This is a genomic window from Endozoicomonas sp. SESOKO3 (genome assembly GCF_024606255.1).
This window is the reverse complement of record NZ_JAHHPR010000096.1, coordinates 1-4849: the sequence shown is the minus strand read 5'-3', so window position 1 is coordinate 4849 and position 4849 is coordinate 1. Positions and strand designations below refer to the sequence as shown.

The window sequence follows — 4849 nt, the reverse complement described above, 5'->3', positions numbered from 1 at the left end:
CAGCGGTATCTGGATTTTCACCGCTATAGTGTCTCTGTAATATGCCCTGATGCCTGGGTACCAACACCGAGAGCACCTCGGGGGGAATGTCTGTGGCGTCTTCAGAATCTTCATCCTCCATGGATTCAATCGTCTCCTCTATCGGAGCCGGGTCCGTCTGAGTGGCGGCAGGGTTCAGACTCTCACTGGCTGAGACCACACTCCGGCGATCCTGATCAACTCGCCTTAGTTTTGGTGATGGATGTTCAGGACTCTGTTGATGCTGAGGTATATTGGAGGCACCCGCTGTCGGCTCAGCCTGACGTCCTGCCCGGGTGCGCTTTCTTTTTGGTTGTTGAGCACCTTTTTTTTGAGAGCCCTCTTCTTGAGAAGCACTGCTTGCCAAAGCACCATTGTCCGGGGGTGGGGGTGTAGACCCATCTGTTGGGGGTAACGGCATGAAATATCTCTCTATTCGCCCAATGGGTCATCCTCAAATAGCCATTCATTCTGCCCGGGCGGATCGCTCTTTTTATCCTCACAGGCTTTGTGCTATTCGAGTTGTGTCGCCACATCCGCTCTATCGCTCATTTTTTTTAGCACTGTGGCGAATTGTATTGGAGCCATCTGATGGCGATAAAGTTCCAACATTTCAAGTTCTTTTTCTTCCAGCTCCTGAAAACGATTCAATGCCTTCATCGCCGCGTCAAACATGCAGCAGGAACTTAGCTGGCATCATCATCGGTATCAAATATTCCTTGATCATCCAGTTCGAAGTAACCAGGAACAAATTCAGTTTTCTTAGATACAGATTCCTTCTCTGAGACTAATTGACTTAAAATCCGATTTTCTTCCTCCGTATTGCAAATCTTGTCTGTCAGTTCAATGTTCTGAACAGTCAGAAGCAAATTTTGCATTCGAAGGTTATCCGCTTCTTCTTGCAAGTATTCCATGCGAATTTTTGTATTTTCTCTAAATTTTCGAGCAGCATCCCTGTTCATCTGCCTTCTTACTTCAAATGGTCTTGCTTTTTTGCCCCTTGGCTTATTGCTTCCAACTGCTGTGGATGAAGAAGGCCCTGGTTTCCCGGAAACAGTTTCTGTTTCGACTTTTATAACACCACCTTCCTGTACAACTCGATGAAGCTGACAGGCATTGCCGTAGCTACAACCCGGTAGGCTCCCGGCTGTTGATGAAGACTTCAATACTTTTCTTGCAGGAGGCTCTGGGGTGACGTAAGGAGTTGCCACTCTTTTCAGAACAGCTTTTTTTCCTCTGGTCGTTGCTGTATCAGTAGGCTCCTGCGGAAGTCTGATATAACAATGATCCTGTGTCACAACACTGTATTTTGCGCCAGCCTTATCCGTTTTATCCTCACTGGCCCCAGCGTCTTTTGTCGACACAAGATTCAATGAGGATGTGTCCGAAGTCGAAAGCCTATCCATTGTTCCTATTCCTGTGCATTCCATGACTCATAAAGCCTAGACACTCTCCACAACGGAATGTTCCGTTTCTGACAGTAAATCTGACAACTCTGTTACTTGAGTACCTTTTTCCTGAAGGGGTTCGGATTGGTTGTTCACCGGAGTGAGTTGAGTGCTTTTTTTGAAAACGACTGTTCCGCAAGCACCATTGTCCGGGGCGGGCGCGGAAGTAGATTCATCTATTGGGGGTATCGGCAGGCAGCCTCTCCCTATTCGTCAAACGGGTCATCCTCAAATTTCCATTCATTCAGCCCGAGCGGATCTCCCTTTTTGTCCTCATAGGCTTTGTGCCAGTCGAGCTGTATCGCCACATCCACTCTGTGGCTCATTTTTGCGAGCACACTGGCTGATTGTATTGGAGTCATCGGGTGGCGATAAAGTTCCTGAGTGGAATGCGCAAATGATTTCCACAGGACGGTTAAGGGATCAGTAAGGTATTGGAATGAATGGTTGTCCGGTTTATCTGAGCTGTCTCATTACCAGCCCTTTATCTGCCCCCTCAGTGCTTTTGTCTGACCACGCTGATGCTTTCGATCCATGCGTTTTTTCTGCGAAGAACGGGTAGGTCTGGTGGCTTTTCTTTTTTTAGTCACCACCGTCGCCTTTTGAATCAGACCCAGTAATCGATTCAGAGCATCCTGACGATTTTTCTCCTGAGTTCTGAACGACTGTGCCTTGATCACAATGACGCCTTCGGAAGAAATCCTCTGGTCATTGAAAGTCAGAAGCCGTTCTTTATAAAAGTCAGGAAGGGAAGAAGCTCTGATATCAAACCTTAAGTGGACCGCCGAAGAAACTTTATTCACGTTCTGTCCCCCCGCCCCCTGGGCACGGACAAAATTAAACTCAATGTCATCGGAGGGAATCGTAACGGTATTGGAAATCTTCAGCATATCACTCAGTTTCTATCCTGAACGAGCACCCACGGTCGCACCACCACGGCCCATAAATCCGCTTTTTGCTCATGCCAGTTTCTGGCCTGATCGTCACTGACCGGTCCCAGTTTTTTTTCATTCAACCAGGCTTCTACTGTCGCTTTATCATCAATGGAGATGCTGTGAGCGACGGCAACAATATCCAGATCCGGAGCAACCGCCAGAAGGTGGCCGGAAGCAAAGTAGCGCTGAAGGTCTTCCCAGGCAATTTTTGCGGTTTCCAGGTTGAGTTTGGCTTTGTTCAGCTCATTGGGGTCTACAGAATCACTCATTAATAATCTGTCTGTCTGATTAACGTTAAATAAGGGCAGAGACTACCACATCCATGGTTTTTTCAGCCAGTCAGGGCTTAACCTCCATCAAACTCCCGGGATCGGGCATGATTTTCCACTTTTTGAACGAAATCAACCTTTAGCGGTCTATTCATTCAGGCGTTTCAAAAAACCAAATTATTGAGGGAATAAATTATGCCGCCACGGATGACCAATACTCCACCCTTACACCTGCCCGGCTGGACCGAACCGGAAACAGTGGTTTCCCCCCCTGCGTCCACTTTGGGCTTGAGCAACCAGACAGCTCGATCGGGTGGGCTCTCTGGTTACTCTTTACAGCAGCGACACATCACTTCCACTCGTGACCAGCGTCGTGAATGGATATCCCATGTTCAGGATGCACTGGGCAAAATTGATGTTCCATTTGGCAATAAAAAATTTCAAAAATTTGTAGAAAATGCCCAGTATGATCTTAACAGGATGAGTCACAACCGTCCTGGGGAGGATGAAAAACTCTATCTACAGTCCCTGCAAAAACTGGTCAACTACCTCGCCGAGGAGCCTGGACTTCCTGAAAATACTTCCGTTCTGCAAACCCTGGCTGATTTGGGGCTGGGACTTGAGGGGGTGTCGATGAATTATAAAATACAGATCCCCTCCCAATTATTAAAACAACTCTTTGCTAACACACGCCTTGAAACCGTGCAGAAGATTCTTGACAAGGATGCCAAAAGAATGATGTTTCAGGCTGATCCGGGCTTTATGGAAATTCTGGAAACATATCTGCCTCGTATGTACCTAAAGGAAGTTGCCCATGAGCTTTTGAGTGAGCTGAAAAAACATCACATATTTCTTGAGCAACTCAATAAATCTCTGCGACTTTCGGAGGGTTCAGCACCGTATCTGATCACAGCTATTTTCGAATCACTGGGCATCAGGCATGGCAACCCAGAGGCGTCACAGGATTTCCTTCAGGGAATCACCACTGCACTGGCTTCAGAGTTTTTTACATTTCAGCTTTCTACACTGGAAGTTAATCTACAAAGGCATGAAAAACTGATTCTGAAAGAACTGAAAAAGCTGGATGATAAGGAGCGGGAACAGCTTCTGGTATCTGCCTTTGTATTAGGCCAGTGGGAACTGTTTAAGCGGTTGCTGGCGGGCTCCTCTCCCACAATACTTGGGCATCAGTTTAATAACGGCGGTAATATTTTGCACCTTATGGTGACAGCACTGCCAAGCATGAAAGCTCACGGAGAGGTATGCAATTCTTCCTGGCTGAAAGCTTATACCCCTCGCTATGACGAGTTGTTTCAGTACTTGCCCGCCGGGACTCTGGCCAATCAACAGGACAACAGCGGCGCAACACCGCTGTTGCTGTTATACCGACATCATTGCGAGCAATTAGCATCAGCGAGCATCTCCAAAGCGGAAGACTGTCAACTGGCCAGAGCCCAACGCAGCGCCCTGCTCAAGCTAACCGCTTCTGAGCATCTGATGAGTTGTATGCAGAATCATTTAGACGGAAAATTCCCTTTGAATGTCAACTGGTTTGCTGAGTTCCTGCAACTCTTCAAATCCTTGCCGCCATCCACTTTTAAAGCAATCAGCTTGCGCTCTGCTGAGTGTTCATACCACGACTACCTGAGACACAAACCCTCGACCCGTGCAACACGGTTACTTCAGCCCGTTATCAACTATTTTGAGCTTCACCCTGACGTTTTAAGGGATGAGCAGCAAACACTGGAACTGATAAGGTTAATACATCAGAAAGGGTTGCCGGTTGAATACTCTGCGCAAGTGCTCCGGGTTGTCACTCCGGGCATACAAAAAAAACTACTTGAGCACCTGTCAGCAACGCCTGATGATCGCGACTCACTGTTTATTGAACGATGCTACGACGTGATCTACGAGGGGAAACGTTACTATCCATGGCATCTGATTGGCCTTGGGGTTGGTGCCGGTTGTGCACTTAATCCAGACAGGTTTTATTGTGAACGTTTCCTCCGGGAGGTGGCTGAATTTGACAGGAAACATCCAAAAGAGACTGTTCCGGGAATGTCCTGGCTTTGGGAAGCAGAGTTGATCAATAGCAGGAATATTGAAATTTACGGTCGCAGTCTGGCTTTTCCTTCCACAGAGGTACCTCAAGGGTATCGCCGTTTCAAGTTCCTGAAAC

At 47.5% G+C, this 4849-nt stretch carries 7 protein-coding genes; 1 reads left to right on the top strand and 6 read right to left on the bottom strand.

Going from position 1 to position 4849, the window contains the following annotated elements; all coding sequences use genetic code 11:
- From KDK18_RS01540 to KDK18_RS01515, 6 genes are all read right to left on the bottom strand, one after another.
- Positions 1 to 439 (bottom strand): hypothetical protein (locus KDK18_RS01540; RefSeq protein WP_257252692.1); only part of this gene is annotated, 439 nt, incomplete at its 3' end.
- Between the two features lie 92 nt (positions 440 to 531).
- Positions 532 to 693, bottom strand: coding sequence for a hypothetical protein (locus tag KDK18_RS01535; protein WP_257252691.1), 162 nt, complete (start codon positions 691 to 693; stop codon positions 532 to 534).
- Positions 694 to 704: 11 nt separating this feature from the next.
- Entirely contained in the window at positions 705 to 1448 is a 744-nt protein-coding gene (locus KDK18_RS01530; RefSeq protein ID WP_257252690.1) for a bZIP transcription factor, read from the bottom strand.
- 224 nt (positions 1449 to 1672) lie between these two features.
- Positions 1673 to 1828, bottom strand: coding sequence for a hypothetical protein (locus KDK18_RS01525; RefSeq protein ID WP_257252689.1), 156 nt, complete (start codon positions 1826 to 1828; stop codon positions 1673 to 1675).
- 111 nt (positions 1829 to 1939) lie between these two features.
- Positions 1940 to 2356 carry an alternative ribosome rescue aminoacyl-tRNA hydrolase ArfB gene (gene arfB, locus KDK18_RS01520; protein ID WP_257252688.1) on the bottom strand — a complete coding sequence of 139 codons (417 nt, stop codon included), beginning with the start codon at positions 2354 to 2356 and terminating at the stop codon, positions 1940 to 1942.
- Between the two features lie 5 nt (positions 2357 to 2361).
- Positions 2362 to 2670, bottom strand: coding sequence for a DUF2288 domain-containing protein (locus KDK18_RS01515; RefSeq protein ID WP_257252686.1), 309 nt, complete (start codon positions 2668 to 2670; stop codon positions 2362 to 2364).
- Positions 2671 to 2865: 195 nt separating this feature from the next.
- Here KDK18_RS01515 and KDK18_RS01510 point away from each other — a divergent pair.
- The coding region (locus KDK18_RS01510; RefSeq protein WP_257252685.1) for a hypothetical protein at positions 2866 to 4849 on the top strand (1984 nt) is incomplete at its 3' end.